This window comes from Sabulicella rubraurantiaca, from assembly GCF_017355885.1.
In the GTDB taxonomy this organism is placed as follows: Bacteria; Pseudomonadota; Alphaproteobacteria; order Acetobacterales; family Acetobacteraceae; genus Roseococcus; species Roseococcus rubraurantiacus.
This window is the reverse complement of the sequence record NZ_JAFEUU010000004.1, coordinates 289,991-305,831: the sequence shown is the minus strand read 5'-3', so window position 1 is coordinate 305,831 and position 15,841 is coordinate 289,991. Positions and strand designations below refer to the sequence as shown.

14 protein-coding genes are annotated in these 15,841 nt (G+C 71.2%); 12 read left to right on the top strand and 2 right to left on the bottom strand.

Features of this window, described 5'->3' with window-relative positions; translation table 11 throughout:
* Nucleotides 1–25 precede the first annotated feature (25 nt).
* The 12 genes from argS (at nt 26) to JTJ31_RS10025 (ending at nt 11,294) form a co-directional block, all read left to right on the top strand.
* Nucleotides 26–1,810 carry an arginine--tRNA ligase gene (gene argS, locus JTJ31_RS10080; RefSeq protein ID WP_207538515.1) on the top strand — a complete coding sequence of 595 codons (1,785 nt, stop codon included), beginning with the start codon at nt 26–28 and terminating at the stop codon, nt 1,808–1,810.
* A gap of 13 nt (nt 1,811–1,823) precedes the next feature.
* On the top strand, nt 1,824–2,546 hold the full coding sequence (locus JTJ31_RS10075; RefSeq protein ID WP_207538514.1) for an SPOR domain-containing protein: 723 nt from the start codon (nt 1,824–1,826) through the stop codon (nt 2,544–2,546).
* The gene (gene nagZ, locus JTJ31_RS10070) at nt 2,543–3,475 is read left to right on the top strand and encodes a beta-N-acetylhexosaminidase (RefSeq protein WP_207538513.1); all 933 of its coding nucleotides are present in this window, start codon (nt 2,543–2,545) and stop codon (nt 3,473–3,475) included. The genes JTJ31_RS10075 and nagZ overlap by 4 nt, the downstream gene beginning before the upstream one ends.
* On the top strand, nt 3,475–4,155 hold the full coding sequence (locus JTJ31_RS10065) for a site-2 protease family protein (RefSeq protein ID WP_207538512.1): 681 nt from the start codon (nt 3,475–3,477) through the stop codon (nt 4,153–4,155). The genes nagZ and JTJ31_RS10065 overlap by 1 nt, the downstream gene beginning before the upstream one ends.
* The gene (locus tag JTJ31_RS10060; protein WP_207538511.1) at nt 4,152–4,907 is read left to right on the top strand and encodes a segregation and condensation protein A; all 756 of its coding nucleotides are present in this window, start codon (nt 4,152–4,154) and stop codon (nt 4,905–4,907) included. The genes JTJ31_RS10065 and JTJ31_RS10060 overlap by 4 nt, the downstream gene beginning before the upstream one ends.
* On the top strand, nt 4,894–5,472 hold the full coding sequence (gene scpB / locus JTJ31_RS10055) for an SMC-Scp complex subunit ScpB (RefSeq protein ID WP_207538510.1): 579 nt from the start codon (nt 4,894–4,896) through the stop codon (nt 5,470–5,472). The genes JTJ31_RS10060 and scpB overlap by 14 nt, the downstream gene beginning before the upstream one ends.
* Nucleotides 5,469–6,542: an ABC transporter ATP-binding protein gene (locus JTJ31_RS10050; RefSeq protein ID WP_207538509.1), complete on the top strand. Its 1,074-nt coding sequence runs from the start codon at nt 5,469–5,471 to the stop codon at nt 6,540–6,542. Before scpB ends, JTJ31_RS10050 begins: the two co-directional genes overlap by 4 nt.
* Nucleotides 6,543–6,605: 63 nt before the next feature.
* Nucleotides 6,606–7,163: a Sec-independent protein translocase protein TatB gene (tatB, locus tag JTJ31_RS10045; RefSeq protein WP_207538508.1), complete on the top strand. Its 558-nt coding sequence runs from the start codon at nt 6,606–6,608 to the stop codon at nt 7,161–7,163.
* A gap of 15 nt (nt 7,164–7,178) precedes the next feature.
* Nucleotides 7,179–7,979, top strand: a complete 801-nt coding sequence (tatC, locus tag JTJ31_RS10040; RefSeq protein WP_207538507.1) for a twin-arginine translocase subunit TatC — start codon at nt 7,179–7,181, stop codon at nt 7,977–7,979.
* A gap of 44 nt (nt 7,980–8,023) precedes the next feature.
* Nucleotides 8,024–9,277 carry a serine--tRNA ligase gene (gene serS / locus JTJ31_RS10035; protein ID WP_207538506.1) on the top strand — a complete coding sequence of 418 codons (1,254 nt, stop codon included), beginning with the start codon at nt 8,024–8,026 and terminating at the stop codon, nt 9,275–9,277.
* 46 nt (nt 9,278–9,323) lie between these two features.
* Nucleotides 9,324–10,829 carry a hypothetical protein gene (locus tag JTJ31_RS10030; RefSeq protein ID WP_207538505.1) on the top strand — a complete coding sequence of 502 codons (1,506 nt, stop codon included), beginning with the start codon at nt 9,324–9,326 and terminating at the stop codon, nt 10,827–10,829.
* A gap of 3 nt (nt 10,830–10,832) precedes the next feature.
* Nucleotides 10,833–11,294, top strand: a complete 462-nt coding sequence (locus JTJ31_RS10025) for an HAD family hydrolase (RefSeq protein WP_207538504.1) — start codon at nt 10,833–10,835, stop codon at nt 11,292–11,294.
* A 6-nt stretch (nt 11,295–11,300) separates the two neighbouring features.
* Here the strand turns inward: JTJ31_RS10025 and JTJ31_RS10020 are convergent, their stop codons facing one another.
* A complete protein-coding gene (locus JTJ31_RS10020; protein WP_207538503.1) occupies nt 11,301–14,768 on the bottom strand; it encodes a PAS domain S-box protein in 3,468 nt (1,155 codons plus the stop codon).
* A 72-nt stretch (nt 14,769–14,840) separates the two neighbouring features.
* Nucleotides 14,841–15,824 carry a Bug family tripartite tricarboxylate transporter substrate binding protein gene (locus tag JTJ31_RS10015; protein WP_207538502.1) on the bottom strand — a complete coding sequence of 328 codons (984 nt, stop codon included), beginning with the start codon at nt 15,822–15,824 and terminating at the stop codon, nt 14,841–14,843.
* Nucleotides 15,825–15,841: the final 17 nt, after the last annotated feature.

Here is a 15,841-nt window from a genome sequence, read left to right as displayed (position 1 = left end):
GCGCCCGGCCCAAGACGCGCCAGCCATGACCGACGACATCTTCGCCCATCTCCGCGGCCTCATCGTTGCCGCGCTGGGCCGAATCCTGCCCGACCTGCCCGCCGACGCCTTCAGCAAGGTGGTGGTCGAGCCCCCGCGCGAGGCCTCCCACGGCGACATGGCGACCAATGCGGCGCTGGTGGTGGGCAAGGCGGCGAAGATGCCGCCGCCCAAGCTGGCGGCACAACTGGCCGAAGCCCTGGCCGCGCTGCCCGAGGTCGCGGAAGCCATCCCCGCTGGCCCCGGCTTCGTGAACATCCGGCTGGAGGAGAACTTCCTCCGCGCCGTGATCCCGCTGGTGCTGCGCCGGGGCGAGGCCTTCGGCGAAGGCGCTGCCAAGCCGGGGCGGGTGAACCTGGAATATGTCTCCGCAAACCCGACCGGACCGATGCATGTCGGCCATTGCCGGGGCGCGGTGGTCGGTGACGCGCTTGCCGGTCTGCTGAGCAAGGCCGGCTACGACGTCACCAAGGAATACTACATCAACGACGCGGGCGCGCAGGTACAGGCCCTCGCATGGGCGGCCTTCTGGCGCTACCTGGAGGCGCTGCCGCGCGACGTCCACGGGTTGTGGGAGGAAGGCGCCGACGAGGCCGCGCGCAAGGCAGCGGTCGAGGCGCGCTTCGGCATCCAGCTTCAGTATGGCGGGCATTACCTCCTCCCGGTCGGGCAGGCCCTGGCCGCTTCCCACGGCACCGCGTTGCTGGAGCCGAACGAGACGAACCTCCTGCTGATCCGCCGCTTCGCGGTGGAGCGGATGATGGAGGAGATCCGCTCCGACCTCGCGGCGCTCGGTGTGCGGCACGACGTCTTCGTCAGCGAGGCTTCGCTGATCGAGGCGGGCAAGCTGGAGGAGGCGGAGGCCCGGCTTTCCGCGCAGAACCTGATCTATCGCGGCGTGCTGGAGCCGCCAAAGGGCAAGACGCCCGAGGACTGGGAGCCGCGCGAGCAGACGCTGTTCCGCGCCACGGATTTCGGCGACGAGGTGGACCGTCCGCTGCGGAAATCCGACGGCAGCGGCACCTACTTCGCCAACGACATCGCCAACCACCTGCACAAGCTGGAGCGCGGCTTCACCCAGCTTCTCCATGTCTGGGGCGCCGACCATGGCGGCTATGTCCGCCGGATGCAGGCCGCCGTCGCCGCCCTGTCGGAGCGCAAGGTTCCGCTGGAGGTGGTGCTGGCGCAGATCGTTCACGTGGTGAAGGACGGGCAGCCGGTGCGGATGAGCAAGCGCGCCGGCTCCTACGTCACGCTGGCGGACCTGATCGATGAGGTGGGCAAGGACGCGGTCCGCTTCACCATGCTGACGCGCAAGAGCGACGCGCAGATGGAGTTCGACCTGGACCTCGTCGTGCAGCAATCGCGCGACAATCCGGTCTTCTATGTACAGTACGCCCATGCCCGCGCCCGCTCGGTGCTGCGCGCGGCGGGCGACCCGGCGGCCTCCGAACTGGAGGGGGCAGACCTGTCGCATCTCTCCGATCCGGCGGAGCTGGCGCTGATCCGGCGCATGGCCTCCTGGCCCCGGGTGGTCGAGGGCGCGGCGGCGGCGCGGGAACCGCACCGAATCGCGTTCTTTTTGAATGACCTCGCGGGGGATTTTCACCTATTATGGAACAAGGGGAAGGACGACACCGCCCTGCGTTTCATCCAGGAAGCCGCGCCCGAGGCCACGAAGGCGCGGCTGGCGCTGGTTTCTGCCATGGCGGTCGTCATCCGTTCCGGCCTCGGCGTGATGGGGGTCACGCCGGTGGAGGAAATGCGTTAGGGGGCCTGCGGACATGAGTGATGCGATGCTTCCTTCCTGGCGGGTGCGCCCGCCGGAGAGGACCAGATCCGGCCTGGGTATTCCGTCCCGGCTGTGGATGATCGGCGGGGGGCTGTGTGCCTCGGTTGCGCTGGCCGCGCTGATCATCTGGCTGGTCGGGCAATGGGGGCCGCGCGGCGTCCCGGTGATCGAGCCGGATGGCCGCCCCTTCAAGGTGCGCCCCGACAGCCCCGGCGGCATCGTCGTCCCGAACCAGGGCGAACGCATCTTCGAGCGTCATTCCGCGCGCCAGGGCGAGAACGCGGCTTCGGCGCGCCTGGCCCCGGGGCCGGAGGCGCCGCGCTTCGAGGTGCTGCGCGCCCAGCAGGACCCGCGCCCCGCAGCGGCGCCCGCTCCGGCGGTAGCCTCCGCGCAGCCCAGCGCCGTCACGCCCGTCGTCGCATCTGTCCCGGCGCCGGACCGGGCCGCGGCGCCCGCCGCGACCGGGCGCGTGATGGTGCAGGTCGCCGCTACGCGGTCGGAGGAAGGGGCCAAGGCCGAGTGGGACCGCCTCGTGCGTCGCGCGCCGGAATTGCAGGGCCGCAGCCCCGTCATTCTGCGCGTCGATACCGGCAGCGGACAGCCGCCGATCTATCGGGTGCGGACAGGGGGCTTCCCGGACGCCTCGGCCGCCCGTTCCTTCTGCGACTCGCTGCGTGCCCGCAACATCGCCTGCAACGTGGCGGCCGCCGGGTGACGCTGTCCGCCATCATCGGCCTGTCCGGGCCGATCCTAACGCGTGAGGAGGCGGTGCTGCTGCGTGAGCGGCGGCCGCTGGGCGGGATCCTTTTCGCCCGCAATGTCAGGGAACCGGCCCAGCTTCGCGCCCTGACCTCCGCCATTCGCGAGGAGCTGGGCGCCGAGGCGCCGATCCTGGTGGACCAAGAGGGTGGAAGGGTGGCGCGGCTGCGCCAACCCCACTGGCCCGAGTTTCCGCCGCCCGCCACCTTTGAGAACGGCCCGGCCGAGGCGGCGCGGCGCAACGCCGCCGCGCTCGGCGCGGTCTGCGTGGCGGAGGGGATGGACGTGGTCTGCGCGCCGCTGCTGGATCTCCGCCTGCCGGGGGCGCATGCCGTCATCGGCGACCGCGCCTTCTCAGCCGATCCGAAGGAGGTCGCGCGGCTCGGCGCCGCCACCATCGCGGGGCTGCGCGAGGCTGGCGCCCAGCCGGTCATCAAGCACATTCCCGGCCATGGCCGCGCCACGCTGGACAGCCACGAGGCGCTGCCGGTGGTGGAGGGCGACGTTTCCACCGACGCGGAGCCGTTCCGGGCCCTCGCAGCCGATGATCTGTGGGCGATGACGGCCCATATCCTCTACCCCGCGCTGGACCCGGCGCGGCCCGCCACGCTGTCACCCGATGTCATCGCCCGGCACATCCGCGGCGCGATCGGCTTTGGCGGTCTCCTTATCTCCGACGATCTCGCCATGAAGGCGCTGCGCGGCGACCTGGAGGAGCTGGCGGCGGCATCGCTGGCGGCGGGGTGCGACGTGGCGCTGCATTGCTCGGGCGTGCTGGAGGAAAGCGCTGCGGTGCTGGATGGCAGCCTTCCCCTGAGCGCAGCGGCTGAAAGGCGGCTGGAGGCTTCGCGCCGCGCCGCCCGGGACGCGAAGCTGGCCGCCTGATGGATCCTGCCGTGTTTCCCGAGCTGCTGGCCGCCGTGCTGGCCACTGTGATCGCCATCACCCTGCACGAGGCAGCGCATGGCTATGCAGCGCTCGGCCTGGGCGACGACACAGCGGCGCGGTTAGGGCGCGTCTCGCTCAACCCGCTGCGCCACGTGGACCCGATTGGGACGGTGCTGCTGCCGGGCTTCCTGCTCATCTCGCAGCTCCTGACGGTGGGACGGGTGGAGATGATGTTCGGCTGGGCCAAGCCCGTGCCGGTGGACATCCGCAAGCTGCGCGACCCCAAGACCGGAATGATGTGGGTGGCGGCGGCCGGGCCGGCGACCAATTTCCTGCTCGCCTTCATCTCAGCCCTGCTGGTGCATGTCGCGGGCTTCGCGGACAGCGAGTGGCTGTTCCGCTTCCTCGGCCTGTCCATCCTGGCGAACCTCGTGCTGGGGCTGTTCAACCTGTTTCCCATCCCGCCCCTCGATGGCGGGCGCATCCTGGTCGGTCTGCTACCCATGCGCCCCGCCCTCGCTGTGGCGCGGCTGGAGCGGCACGGGCTGTTCATCGTGATCGGCGTGCTGTTCCTCCTGCCGATGGCGCTGCCCTGGTTCCAACCCATGGATTGGTTCGTGCGCGAGCTGGTGCGCCCGGCCTTCGACTTCGTGCTGCGCGCCGCAGGGGTGTCGTGAGCGAAAGCCTCCTCGTCCGGCTGGAAAGCTACGAGGGGCCGCTCGACGCGCTCCTGGACCTCGCAAGGGCGCAGAAGCTCGATCTCCGCCGCATCTCCATCCTGTCGCTGGTGGACCAGTTCCTGGCGGTGGTGGAAGGCGCACGCCGCGTGCGGCTGGAGCTGCAGGCGGAATGGCTGGTCATGGCCGCTTGGCTCGCCTGGCTCAAGTCGCGCCTCCTGCTTCCTGAAGAGGAGCGAGGGCCGGAGGAGGAAGACCCGCTCCTGGCCGCGCAGCGCCTCACGGACCGGCTGGAAGAGTTGGCGCGGATGCGTGAGGCGGCGCGCTGGCTCGCGGGGCGCGCCCAGCTGGGGCGCGAGACCTTCGCGCGCGGCGCCCCGGAATCCCTGCGCGTCGAGGACCGTTCCGGTCTCGCCCTCGATCTGAACGGCTTGCTGCGCGCCTATGTCGCGGCGCGGCGGCGCGGCGCCGCCACGCGTCCCTTCACCCCCAAGCCCCGCAAGCTGTGGAGCGTCGGCGAGGCGCTGTCCCGCCTCCGCTCCCTGATCGGCGAGGCCGGGCCCGGCTGGTCCACCCTGTCCGCCTTCCTGCCCGAAGGCTTGGCGACGCCGCTCGATCGCAAGGCGGCGCTGGCCTCCACCCTCGTCGCGGCGCTGGAGGCGGCGCGCGGCGGCGGGCTCGAGATCGAGCAGGACGCGCCCTTCGCCCCCATTCGCCTCCGTGCCGGAGCGTCCGCCCATGCAGGACCCTGATTTCCTTCACGCCATGCGGATCGCGGAGGCGCTGATCTTCGCCTCCGACAAGCCAGTTCCCGCCGCGCGTGTCCAACTGGCCCTGCCGCCCGGGGTGGACGCGCAGGCGGTGCTGACCGCGCTCGCCGCCCGCACCGCTGGCGCGGCGGTGGAGCTGGTCGAGGTGGCGGGCGGCTTCGCCTTCCGCACGGCGCTCGACCTCGCCCCCGCCATCACGCGCGTGGTCGAGGTGCCGCGCCGCCTGCCGCGCGCGGCGATGGAGGCGCTGGCCATCATCGCCTATCACCAGCCGGTGACGCGCGCCGAGATCGAGGAGATCCGCGGCGCGGCGCTGGCCCAGACCACGCTCGATGCATTGCTGGAAGCCGGGCTGGTCGCGCCGCGTGGCCGCAAGGAAACGCCGGGTCGGCCGACGCTCTGGGGCACCACGCCGCGCTTTCTCGACCAGTTCGGGCTGAAATCGCTGGGCGAGCTGCCGCGCAAGGAAGAGCTGGTGAGCCAGGACCTCGCGGTGCTGGAGCTTTCGGCACTGCCGGCGGCTGAGACTTCGCCCGAGGCGGCATGAGCCTTCGCCTTCACGACATCCGCCACGCCTTCGGCGAGCGGGAGGTGTTGCGCGGCGTCACCCTGGAGGTGGCGAAGGGCGAGATCCTTTGCCTGCTCGGCCCTTCCGGCGACGGAAAGACCACGCTGCTGCGCCTTGTCGCCGGGCTGGAAAGCCTTCAGCACGGAAGGATCGAGCTGGACGGGCGCCGCCTGGCCGAGCCGGGCCGCGCCGTCCCGCCCGAGGGCCGCAATGTGGGCCTCGTCTTCCAGGACTACGCACTCTTCCCGCACCTGACGGTGGGGGAGAACGTGGCCTTCGGGCTGAAGCGCGTGCCGCGCGGCGACCGCGGCTGGCGCGTGGCGGAGGCGCTGGCCCGTGTCGGGCTCGAGGCCTATGCCGAATCCTGGCCGCACCAATTGTCCGGTGGGCAGCAACAGCGTGTCGCCCTGGCCCGTGCCCTTGCGCCGCGGCCTTCCGTCCTGCTGCTGGACGAGGCCTTCGCCAGCCTGGATTCCCGCCTGCGCGAGCAGGTGCGCGACGACACGCTGCATGTTCTCCAGCAGGCCGGCATCCCCGCCCTGATCGTTACGCATGACGCGGAGGAGGCCATGTTCATGGCCGACCGCATCGCGCTGATGCGGATGGGCCGCGTCGTTCAGCTCGGCACGCCGGAGGAGCTGTACCTCGCCCCTGCCGATCCCTTCGTCGCAACCTTCCTGGGCGAGGTGAACCGCCTGCCCGCACGGATCCGCGACGGGCTGGCCTGGACCGTGATTGGCCCGGCACCAGGGCGCGGCCTGGATGAAGGAAGCCCCTGCGAGGTGCTGCTGCGTCCCGAGGGGTTGCGCGTCCTTCCCTCCGGAACGGAGGGCGCGACCCCGGCCGAGGTGCAGGCCTGTCGCCTCCTCGGCTCGACCACGCTGGTGCACATGGCGGTTCCGGACGGGGAGGGGGGCGCGCTGCACCTCCATGCCCGCATGCCTTCGGGCGCCCTCCTGGCGCGGGGCGAGGCGGTCGCGGTCACCTTCGACCCGGCGCGGGCCTTCGCCTTCCCCCCGATGCAAAGGCGCGACCAAGCCCTTAAATAGAGGTTGCATTGGCGGGCAGGCGCCCGGCTGTTAGAACACTGTTTCTTCCGCATTGGGGATGGAATGCTCGACCTAGCCTGGTCAGAGATTGCGCTGATCGCCGTGGTGGCCGTGGTCGTCATCGGCCCGAAGGACCTGCCGGGCGCGGTGCGCGGCGTCGCCGACCTCATCAAGAAGGCCAAGCGCCAGATTGCCTCCTTCCAGCAGCAGGCCGATGAGCTGGTGCGCGAGGCGAATCTGGAGGATGTCCGCAATCAGATCGCCGAGGTGAAGGGCACGATCAACGAGATCCGCTCCTTCGACCTGAAGGGCCAGATCACCAAGCATGTGGACGGCGACGGCACGCTGACCAAGACCTTCAGCGAGAACCCGCTCGACACCAGCACCGCCCCGGTCTGGACCCCGCCCCCCACGGCGCGCGAGGTGGCCGATGCCCCGGCAATGATCCCGCCTCAGACCATGGCGCCGCCCAAGCCGGTGGAGGAGCCGAAGCCTGCCACGGTGGCCGCTCCCTCCTTCGTTCCGCCTGCCACCCCGGCACCGCCGCCCGGCGTGACGCCCGTGGCTCCCGAACCCGAGATGCCCCCCGCCCTGTCCGGCACCACGCCGCGCCAGGGCTGAGGGAAAAGGCCACCCATGTCGAGCAATACCGCCCAGGACGAGGATCCGATCGACGACAAGCCGATGCCGTTGATCGACCACCTGATGGAGCTGCGCCAGCGCCTCCTCTGGTCCATCGGCGCGTTCATCGTGGCCTTCGCGATCTGCTACTATTTCTCGACGCAGATCTACGGTTTCCTGGCGGCACCGCTCGCAAACATCCTGCAGGAGCAGGGCGGCGGCGACCGGCGCATGATCTTCACCGCGCTTTACGAGGCCTTCTTCACGTACCTGAAGGTGGCCTTCTTCGGCGCAGTCTTCTTCTCCTTCCCCATCTGGGCGACGCAGCTCTGGCTCTTCGTCGCGCCTGGGCTCTACCGCAGCGAGAAGCGGGCCATCCTGCCCTTCCTCATCGCCTCGCCCTTCCTGTTCGTGCTCGGCGCGGCGCTGGCCTACTACTTCATCTTCCCGCTGGCCTGGCACTTCTTCATCTCCTTCGAGACGCCGGCCGGGGAGACCTCCATCCCCATCCAGCTGGAGGCGAAGGTCAGCGAGTACCTGTCGCTGGTCATGCACATGATCCTGGCCTTCGGCATCGCCTTCCAGATGCCGGTTCTGCTGACGCTCCTGTGCAAGGTGGGCATCCTGAACGTGAACAGCCTGCGGAAAGGCCGTCGCTACGCCATCGTGGGCATGTTCGTGCTGGCGGCGGTCATCACCCCGCCCGACGTCATTTCCCAGGTTGGCCTCGCCCTGCCGCTGATCCTTCTCTACGAGATCAGCATCCTGGCGGCGAGCTGGATGGCGCCGAAGCCCGACCCCGACCTCGCCACGTAAGGCGGTTCGTGGACGGGCGCGCCAAGCTGCCGTAAGGGGCAGCCATGCATGATATCCGCGCCATCCGCTCCAACCCCGAGGCCTTCGACGCAGCCATGGCGCGGCGCGGCCTGCCGTCCCAGGCCGCGAGCCTCCTTGCTCTGGACGAGGCGCGGCGCGCCGCCATCACTGCTGCCGAGGGCGCGCAGGCGCGGCGCAATGCCCTGTCGCGAGAGATCGGCGCCGCCATGAAGCGCGGCGCCAAGGAAGAGGCGGAGCGGCTGAAGGCCGAGGTCGCCTCCCTCTCCGCCGCCGGCGCGGCGGCGGAGGAGGCAGCGCTGGACGAAGCCCTCGCTGCCCTGCCGAATCTCCTTGACCCCGAGGTGCCGGAAGGGCGCGACGAATCCGCCAATGTCGTCCTGCATCAGCACGGCGAGCCCAAGGACATCCCCAACGCCAAGGAGCATTGGGAACTGGGCGAGGCGCTGGGGCTGATGGATTTCGAGGCCGCCGCCCGCCTGTCCGGCTCCCGCTTCGTGGTGCTGAAGGGGGCGCTGGCGCGGCTGGAGCGGGCGCTGGGCCAGTGGATGCTCGACCTCCACGTCACGGAGCATGGCTACGAGGAGGTGTCACCGCCCGTGTTGGTGAAGGCGCCCGCCCTGTTCGGCACCAACCAGCTTCCCAAGTTCGAGGAGGATCTGTTCCGCACGACGGGCGAGCACTACCTGATCCCCACCGCGGAAGTGCCGCTGACCAACCTGGTCCGCGAGCAGATCATCCCCGAGCCGGAACAGCCCCTGCGCTACACCGCGCTCACCTCCTGCTTCCGCTCCGAGGCCGGGGCGGCGGGGCGCGACACGCGCGGCATGCTGCGTCAGCACCAGTTCTCCAAGGTGGAGATGGTGAGCATCTGCACGCCCGAGCAGTCGGACGCCGAGCATGAGCGCATGACGCGCTGTGCCGAGCGGGTGCTGACCGAACTCGACCTCGCCTGGCGGCGCGTCTTCCTCTGCGCCGGCGACACCGGCTTCGGCGCCGCCCGCACCTATGACCTCGAGGTCTGGCTGCCCGGCCAGAAGGCGTGGCGCGAGATTTCCTCCTGCTCCAACACGCGGGATTTCCAGGCGCGACGCATGAAGGCGCGGTTCCGGCGCGGCAAGGAGAACCTCTTCCTCCACACCCTCAATGGCTCGGGCGTGGCAGTGGGGCGCGCCCTGATCGCAGTGATGGAGACGCACCAGCAGGCCGATGGCTCGATCCAGGTGCCGGAAGTGCTCCGGCGCTTCATGGCGGGTGCAGAGCGCGTGGGCCGGGGCTGAACATGAAGACGCTCCCAGGCATGGTGCGCTTGCCGCGAAACGAGCCATGACAGCCCCCGCGCCGGCACGCCTCGGTCAATCCCTGGGACTGGAGGCGCCGGACCGGCTCTTCCTGATCACCCTGGCCTTTCTGCTCCTGCCGGGGCTGCAATTCCTGGGTGGCTGGGCGCAGCTCTGGGTCACGCTGCTGGCGGGCGGGGCAGGGGTAGCGGCCCTGGCCTTCGTTCCCGGATGGAAAGCGGCCTGGCCGTTGGGGCGGCGCACCACCCTGCTGTGCCTCGTCGCCGGCCTGGCCTGGGCCGGAATGGCAGGACCTGCGCATTGGCTCTACGCGACGGCCGACTGGCAGGTGCGCGACGCGGTGCTGCGCGACCTCGCCGTCTATCCTTGGCCGGTGGCCTATGACGAGGAGGTGATCTGGCTGCTGCGCGCGCCGCTCGGCTACTTCCTTCCCGCTGCCGCGATCGGTCGCCTCGTGGGGTTCGAGGGGGCGCAGGTGGCGCTCTGGCTCTGGACTGGGGCGGCGCTCGGGCTGCTGCTGATGATGCTCACCTGCCTCGCCTGGCGCCTGAGCGTGTCGGCAGTGATGCTGGGGCTGGTCTTCGTCTTCTTCGGCGGTCTGGATTTCCTGCCGAACGTCGTCCTCGACTGGCGCTTCGGCACGGGGCCCTTCGCGGCCTGGGGACGCGGCGGCGAGTGGTGGAACCGAGCCTTCCAGTATCCGGGCCACGTGACCTCCATGCTCTGGGCGCCCAACCACACCCTGCCGGCCTGGCTTTGCGCCTTGATGCTGCTGCGCCATGGCCGGACAAAGGGCTTCGCCGTTGCGATCGGCCCTTTGCTCGCCGCTGCCGCCTTCTGGAGCCCCGTGGCGACGGCGGGCGCCGCGGCGCTGGCCATTCCCACCGTGCTCCTGGCCGGATGGTGGCGGAAGGCGCTGCTCTCGCCCGCGAACTGGCTGGCCGTGGCGTTCTTCGTGCCGCTTGGCCTCTACCTCGTCGCCGGGGCCGGGCGGGTGCCGCAAGGCTTCCTCTTCGCGATGCGCGAGGATGGCTGGTATCGCTGGCCCATCTTCCTGGCGATCGAGGTGCTGCCCTGGGCCATTCCCGCCTGGGCGCTGCTGCGCGGGCGCATCCTCCTGGGGGCGACGGCGTTGCTCTGCATCGTGCCGCTCTATGTTTTCGGGCCGGGGAACGAGGCTGCGTCGCGCGGGTCGCAGGCGGCACTCGCCATCCTCGCCGTGGCGGGGGGCGCGGCCCTGTTGCTGGCGCCACCTGGGGGCTGGCGGCTCTTCCTGCGCGGCGTGGCGGCGATCGCCTTCGCCGGCTCGGTGATGGAGGCAAGCCTGCTGGTCGCACACGAACCCTGGGAGGCGAGCGAACGCTGCACTGTGCTGGAGGCGGCCCGGCAATCCGTGTTCCGCGACACCACGGACTGGTCGCACTACATCGCGCCCTGGCCCGACCCGACGCTGGAGCAATGGATGCAGGTGCCGCATCCGCGCCCGCTGCCGGAGCGCTCGCTGCCATGCTGGCCCGGCGGGACGGTCTGAGCCATGGTGGCACTATTCCTCGACCTGGATGGCGTGCTGGCGGATTTCGATCGTGGCGTGCTCGCCGTGACGGGGCGGCGCCCGGAGGAATTGCCGCTGAAGACCATGTGGGCGGCGCTGTCCCGCGCCCCTGCCTTCTTTGACACGCTTGAGTTCATGGAGGATGCCGAGGTGCTGTGGCGCTTCTGCGCACCGCACAAGCCCACCATCCTCACCGGGCTGCCGCTCGGAAGCTGGGCACCGGAACAGAAGCGCCGCTGGGTGGCGCGGATGCTGGGCGCGCATGTCCCGATCATCACCTGCATGAGCCGCGACAAGCCGCGCTGGTCCGGGCGCGGCCACGTGCTGGTGGATGACCGCGCCTCGGCCCGCGAGGGGTGGGAGCGCAAGGGCGGCACCTTCATTCACCACCGCTCGGCAAGGGAAAGCATCGCCGCGCTGCAGGAGCTGGGCTTTCGGGACTGAGCGCCCTCAGGCCGCGCGCCGCTCCAGCAGCAGCGCGATGGAGGTGGCGAGTTCCTGTGCCGTCGCCGGCTTGCGAAGCAGCGCGAAGCCCCGCTCCCCGCCCTCCGCGAGGTCCGCGGCGCGGTCGGCGAAGCCGGTGAGCAGGAGGGCGGGCAGGCCCGGGCGCCGCGCCTGCGCCTCGCGGATCAGCGTCGCGCCGTCCATCTCGGGCATGGAAAGGTCGGTCAGCAGGAGGTCGGGCGAAGCTTCCTCCAGCATCTCCAGCGCTGTCGCGCCGGAGCTCGCGGACACCACCTCGTAGCCGTCCTCGCAAAGCTGCTCCGCGGTCACCTCGCGCACGATGGGATCGTCATCCACCAGCAGGATGCGCCCGCGCGAGGCGGCGCGCGGCGTCTCCTCGGGGCCTGCGGCAAGCGGCGAGGCCGAGGCGACGGGCAGGAACAGGCTCGCCACCGTCCCGCGCCCCGGCGTGCTCTCGATCGTGAGGGCGCCGCCAGATTGCTCCGCGAAGCCCTTGGCCATGGCGAGGCCGAGCCCGGTGCCCTGGCCCTGTGGCTTGGTGGTGAAGAAGGGCTCGGTGACGCGCGCCAGGATGTCCGGCGTCATGCCCGGCCCGTCATCGCTGGTGGAAAGCTGCACGTAGCGCCCTGCGGCGAGGCCGGGCGGCGCGTCCGGCCCGGGCGCCTCCACCGCGCGCGCCGAGAGAGTGAGCGTGCCGCCCTCCGGCATCGCGTCGCGGGCATTGGTGGCGAAGTTGATCAGCACTGTTTCCAGCTGGCGCCGGTCGGCCAGCAGGGGTGGCAGCGCTTCCGGCGCCTCGATCCGCACGGCGATGGCATCGCCCAGCGTGTGGCCGAGAAGATGGCCCATATCGGCCAGCAGGTCGGCGGGCGGCACCGCGTCGGCGCGCAGGTCGCCCAGCCGCGAGAAGGCGAGGAGGCGCCGCGTGATGGAGGCGCCGCGCTCCGCCGCCTCGGCGGTCATGCGGGCGAGGCGGCGCGTGGCGGCCTCGTCGCCCGGCCGGCGCTCCATCAGCCCCGCCGCGCCCTGCACCGCCTGCAGCACGTTGTTGATGTCGTGCGCGATGCCACCGGCGAGGCGGCCCAGCGCCTCGACCCGCAGCGCCTGGGCGAGCCGCGCCTCGGTCTCGCGCAGGTCGCGCGTGCGTTCCTCCACGAGGCGCTCCAGCTCGGCCTTGCCGCGCGCCAGCACCGCCTCCGCCTCGCGCTGGTCGGTCACGTCGGTGTGGACGCCGACCCACTCGATCACCTCGCCCTCGGGCGAGCGGACGGGCAGGGCGCGAATGGCGAAGCGGCGCCACTCCCCGTCATGCCGGCGGACGCGATGCTCGAACTGGAACACGTCGCCCTTGGTCACCGCCGCGCTCCAGGCGGCGATGCTCGGGGCGACGTCGTCGGGATGCACCGCCTTCGCCCAGCCGGTGCCCTGGTATTCCTCGAAGCTCTGGCCGGTGAGAGCGGCCCAGCCTTCCTGCTCGCCCTCCATCTCGCCGCGCGCGTTGTTGGTCCACAGGATGCCGCTGACCGCGCGTACCGCGACGCGGAACCGCGCCTCACTGGCTGCCAGACGCGCCTCTGCCTGGCGGCGCTCGGAAATGTCGATGGCGGCGCCGACATAGCCGAGGAAGCGTCCATCCGGCCCGAGCCAGGGGCTCGCCGCGTCGATCACCCAGGCCCATTCCTGGCGCGCTGCGTTCCAGAGGCGCATCTCGACGCGATAGGACGTGGCTCTGGCGCTGGCCTCGAGGAACACGGCGCGGGTGCGCTCGCGATCCTCTGGATGCACGGCGTCGAGCCAGCCGAGGCCCAGCGCGTCATTCTCCGCCTGTCCCGTGAAGAGGCGCCACTGGCGGCTGATATAGGTGCAGCGGCCGTTCTCGTCCGTGGTCCAGATCAGCGCGGGGGCGCTGTCCGCCATGGCGCGGAACCGCGCCTCGCTGGCCGCGAGGCGCAGGCGCGCCTCCATGCGCTCCGTCACCACCTCGGAGGAGAGCATGACGCCGCCGATCGTGCCGTCCTCGCGGCGCCAGGGCACCAGCTCCCAGCGGAACCAGTCGGTGCGGCCGTCGGCGAGGGTGAGCGGGTCCTCGTCGGCCGCGAGCGTCTCCCCGAGGAGGGCGCGGCGATGCGCGTCCCGCCACTGTTCCGGGGTGTTGGGAAAGACCTCGTAGTGACTGCGGCCGATCAGGCTTTCCGTACCTGGATCATCCAGCCTGAGATCCGCGAGGAAGCGGCGGCTCACGGCGAGGTATCGCATGTCTCTGTCAAACATCGCGATGGCAGCCGGCGCGCGCTCGACGAAGAGGCGGAGGCGGTTCTCGCTTTCCGCCAGCGCGGCGCCGCGCGCCTCCATGGCCGATTGCGCCTCCTGGAAGCCGTGGCGCAGCGCGTCGAATTCGAAGATGCCGGTGGGTCCAGGAGCGGTGGCGGCGGGAGGGCTCCCCTCGGTCACGGCCCGTGCCTGCGCAACCAGCGACGCGATAGGCCTGAGTATGCGACGCGCCAGAAGCAGGGCCGCGGCTGTCCCGACGAGGAGGATGCCGAGGCCGAAGGCCATCTGCGCCAGGAGCGGCGACAGGAGTCGCTGGACGATGCCCTGCTCCGGCATCCCGACCACGAGCGCCCAGCCGGCCGCGTTGCGGATCGGCTGCGCCGAGAACAGGGCCGGGTATCCTTCCACGGCGACGGCGCGAAACACCCGCCGCGCCCGCTCCGCGTCGGAAACGGAGCGGCTGGGCGGCACCACCCCCGCCAGCCGGTCCTGATTCTGCGAGCGGGCGATGATCCGCCCTTCCGCGTCGCTGACCGACACGAAGGCGCCCTCGGGCGAGCGGGCGCGCAGCTTCTCCGCGACCTGTGCCGGGTCCAGGGCGATGACCACGAGGCGCAGCACGGTGCCGTCCGGGCCAAGCACCGGCGCGGCGATCACCACGGCGGGCCGGCCCGATCCGCGGCCGATAAGGAAGCCGGACACCGCGACGTCGCGCGTTTCCATCGCGCGCTGGAGCACGGCGAAGGCGCCCTGGCCGGGTGCGACCGGGGGCGGCAGGGGCGCATTTGGCGGAAGCGCCGTGTTGAGGATCTGCGGGAAGCCGGGCGTGGCGTCATGCACCACGACCCAGCTCGCAATGGTGGGGGCGAGGGCCCGTACCCAGGCCTCGAGCGCCGGAAGCCCGGCCTCGGGGGCGAGGAAGGGCGAGGAGGCAATCGTGCGTGCGACGGCGACGTTCGTATCCACCTCGCTCTCGATGAACAGGGCCAGGGCGCGGGCGGTGTCCTGCAGCCGCGCCTCCGTGACCCGCCGCGCATCGGCGGCGAGACGCCAGGAGGTGACGGCGCCTGCCACGATGGAGGGTAGGACCAGGGCCAGAACGAGGGCGACGAGGATGCTGCGAAGGCTGCGGCCGCCCGGCGCCGTGCCGGACCCCTCCGCCCTGCCTGTTACCCACCCCATCGTGCCCGCCGTATCGCTCTCTGGAGGGCACATCACCCGCAGCGCGGTCCTGACACAAGGGGGAGGGAAAGGCTACTCGGCGCGGATGCCCGCTGCGCGGATCACCGGCTCCAGCGTCCGGCGCTCGCGCTCGATCAGCGCGGCGAACTCGGCCGGACCGCTCCCGCCGAGGATCGAGCCCTGCTCGGCTAGGCGCCCGCCGATCTCCGGGTCGCGCAGCGCCGCGCCGATCAATTCGGCCAGGCGGTTGACGATAGCGGGCGGCGTGCCGGCCGGGGCCACCATGCCGAAGGAGGTGCCGAAGACGAAATTCAGTCCGGCCTCCTTCATGGTGGGCACGTCTGGAAGCTGCGGAAGGCGCTGCTCCGTCGCCACCGCCAAGGCGCGCACCCCGTTGCCGCGGATCTGCCCCAGGATGTTGGGCACGTTGTCGATGACAAGGTCGATCTGCCCGGCCACGAGATCCGTCACCGCGGGCGCGGCGCCGCGATAGGGCACATGGCTGATGTTGGTGCCCGCGCGCTGGTTGAACAATTCGAGCGCAAGATGGAGGCTGGTGCCCGGCCCGGCGGAGCCGCCCGTCAGCCGCCCCGGCGCGGCCCTCGCCGCTGCCACCACCTCGCCCACGCTCCGCCATGGCCTTGCATTGGCGACACACATCACCTTGGGCGTCGTGGCCAACAGGGTGATGGGCATGAAGGCGGCCTGCGCGTCGAAGGGCATGGTGCGGTAGATGAACTGGTTCACCGCCAACGGCCCAAGTGAGCTGGCCAGCAGCGTGTGCCCATCGGGCTCCGCCTTGGCCACGGCGTCGGCCCCGACATTGCCGCCCGCCCCGGCGCGGTTCTCCACCACCACGGGCTGCCCCAGCTGGGCCGAAAGCCGCTGGGAAACCGAGCGCGCCAGCACATCCACCAGCCCGCCAGGCGGGAAGGGGACGACGACGCGCACCGGGCGCGCGGGCCAGGCCTGCTGCGCGAGAGCGGGCGCGGCCAGCGCCACACAAGGCACGGCGCCCATGAGGCGGCGGCGGGAAACCCTGTGCTGCTTCGTCATGGTCGTTCCTCCTGTCC

Coding starts and splice junctions, on each gene's coding strand:
- tatC (WP_207538507.1), top strand. CDS start 7,179: ATGTCGAGCAATACCGCCCAGGACGAGGATCCGATCGACGACAAGCCG.
- tatB (WP_207538508.1), top strand. CDS start 6,606: ATGCTCGACCTAGCCTGGTCAGAGATTGCGCTGATCGCCGTGGTGGCC.
- scpB (WP_207538510.1), top strand. CDS start 4,894: ATGCAGGACCCTGATTTCCTTCACGCCATGCGGATCGCGGAGGCGCTG.
- JTJ31_RS10075 (WP_207538514.1), top strand. CDS start 1,824: ATGAGTGATGCGATGCTTCCTTCCTGGCGGGTGCGCCCGCCGGAGAGG.
- JTJ31_RS10020 (WP_207538503.1), bottom strand. CDS start 14,768: ATGGGGTGGGTAACAGGCAGGGCGGAGGGGTCCGGCACGGCGCCGGGC.
- serS (WP_207538506.1), top strand. CDS start 8,024: ATGCATGATATCCGCGCCATCCGCTCCAACCCCGAGGCCTTCGACGCA.
- JTJ31_RS10030 (WP_207538505.1), top strand. CDS start 9,324: ATGACAGCCCCCGCGCCGGCACGCCTCGGTCAATCCCTGGGACTGGAG.
- JTJ31_RS10050 (WP_207538509.1), top strand. CDS start 5,469: ATGAGCCTTCGCCTTCACGACATCCGCCACGCCTTCGGCGAGCGGGAG.
- JTJ31_RS10025 (WP_207538504.1), top strand. CDS start 10,833: ATGGTGGCACTATTCCTCGACCTGGATGGCGTGCTGGCGGATTTCGAT.
- JTJ31_RS10015 (WP_207538502.1), bottom strand. CDS start 15,824: ATGACGAAGCAGCACAGGGTTTCCCGCCGCCGCCTCATGGGCGCCGTG.
- argS (WP_207538515.1), top strand. CDS start 26: ATGACCGACGACATCTTCGCCCATCTCCGCGGCCTCATCGTTGCCGCG.
- JTJ31_RS10065 (WP_207538512.1), top strand. CDS start 3,475: ATGGATCCTGCCGTGTTTCCCGAGCTGCTGGCCGCCGTGCTGGCCACT.